Source organism: Kocuria sp. (genome assembly GCF_030536815.1).
Classification (GTDB): domain Bacteria; phylum Actinomycetota; class Actinomycetes; order Actinomycetales; family Micrococcaceae; genus Kocuria; species Kocuria gwangalliensis.
The window spans coordinates 1-1,756 of record NZ_JAUNPE010000314.1; the positions used below are offsets into that span (position 1 = coordinate 1).

The 1,756-nt window shown below is 65.6% G+C and carries 1 protein-coding gene and 1 pseudogene; one reads left to right on the top strand and one right to left on the bottom strand.

Translation table 11 applies throughout. From position 1 onward, the window contains the following. Nucleotides 1-90: 90 nt before the first annotated feature. Nucleotides 91-1,029 (bottom strand): SDR family oxidoreductase, encoded by a 939-nt coding sequence (locus Q4E95_RS13535; RefSeq protein WP_129699825.1) that lies wholly within the window; start codon nucleotides 1,027-1,029, stop codon nucleotides 91-93. A 178-nt stretch (nucleotides 1,030-1,207) separates the two neighbouring features. Between Q4E95_RS13535 and Q4E95_RS13540 the strand changes: the two are divergent. Beyond that, nucleotides 1,208-1,654: pseudogene (locus Q4E95_RS13540) on the top strand (NAD-dependent epimerase/dehydratase family protein); the annotation flags it as partial. Between the last annotated feature and the right edge of the window lie 102 nt (nucleotides 1,655-1,756).

Consider the following 1,756-nt stretch of genomic DNA (forward strand, 5'->3'; position numbering starts at 1 on the left):
GCTGGCAATGATCGAGCGGCCCCTTTTCACGGATGCGGACCCGGGCGGCCCGCCCCCATTCCGCGGGGCGGGCCGGCTCAAGCACAACGGTTACGGAGTGGGCATGCCGCCGTTGACGTTGAGGGTCTCCCCCAGGACGTAGCTGGACTCCGAGGAGGCCAAGAACACATAGGCCGGCGCGAGTTCGGCGGGCTGTCCGGCACGGCCCAGCGGAGTGGACTGGCCGAATTCCGGCAGTGACTCCTTCGGCTGACCGTCGCTGACCTGCAGCGGCGTCCAAATGGGGCCGGGGGCCACCGCATTGACGCGGATCCCCTTGGGCGCGAGCTGCTGGGCCAAGCCCTTGGTGAAGTTGTTGATCGCCGCCTTCGTCGAAGCGTAATCCAACAGGATGGGCGCCGGTTGGTAGGCTTCGACCGACGTGGTGTTGATGATGGACGAGCCCGCTGGAAGGTGCTGGAGCGCGGCTTTCGTGACGCGGAACATCGCAATGATATTGACCGTGAAGGTGTCCGTCAGCTGCTCGTCGCTCAGCTCCTCGAGGCTCTCCGAGAAAATCTGTCGACCGGCGTTATTGACCAGGATGTCCAGTCCGCCCAGCTCGTTGACGGCGTTCTCCACAACCGTCGTGCAGAACGCCTTGTCCGAGAGATCACCCGGGATCAGCGCGGCCTTGCGGCCGGCCTTCTCAATGACAGCCTTGACGACTTGCGCGTCCGGCTCTTCGTCCGGCAGGTAATTGAGAGCGATGTCGGCCCCCTCCTTGGCGAACGCGATGGCAACGGCCGCACCGATTCCGGAGTCCGCACCCGTGATCAGCGCCTTGCGCCCCTCCAGGCGACCCGTGCCGCGATAGGATTCTTCTCCGCGGTCGGTCTTGGGTTCGAGCTCAACATCCAGGCCCGGCTCGGGCTGGTGTTGCTCGGGCGGCTGGATGGTCGGGTAGCGCGTCACCGGATTCTGGAAGGTCAACTGGTCCGTTGTCTCGTGGTTCGCATTCTGGTGTGCCTCATGGCTGGTGTCGGTCATGTCCGACTCCTTCCTCGTGGTGGGATAATATTGTAAGCCTACTGATTTTTCCGTGGATCGGGCAGGGGGTGTGATCCGGAACGTGCGCGATACAGGTGGCCGGCGCCCGCGGTGTCGCGCCTCCCCTTTGGACGCCGAGGACCCCGCTCGAAGCCCCGACCGAAACGAGGACCACCCCATGGACCACCCCACGCACACCCGAACCGCCCTGGTGGTGGGTGCCAGTGGCATCGCCGGCTCCGCCCTGACCGACCAGCTAACCCGTGCCAACGGCTGGGAAGTGCTGGCCCTGTCCCGGACCGCAGTACCCGGCAGCAGCGCCCGGCACATCAGCGCGGACCTGCGATCCCAGGACAGCCTCTCCCAGGCCCTGGCCGGGGAGCGCCCCACCCACGTGTTCTTCACCGCGTGGTCGCGGCAGGACACCGAGGATGAAAACATCCGGGTCAACGCCGGGATGTTGCGCAACCTGCTCACCGCCCTGGGCCACGCGCCGGTGGAGCACGTGGCACTGATGACCGGGTTGAAGCATTACCTGGGCCCCTTCGAGGCCTACGGTAAGAGTGAGATGCCCGATACCCCCTTCCTGGAGAGCGAACCGCGCCTGCCCGTGGCCAACTTCTATATCCATTAGGGGTATGTAAGGCATCCCGCGCATTAGCTTTGGCACCAGTGCCATTCGGGCGGCGGTCGCCAGGAGGCCGGGCTCGGCGGTGGGCACGACTAG

Excerpts from the sequence above, each read along its gene's own strand:
- Q4E95_RS13535 (WP_129699825.1), bottom strand. The coding sequence starts at position 1,029 with ATGACCGACACCAGCCATGAGGCACACCAGAATGCGAACCACGAGACA.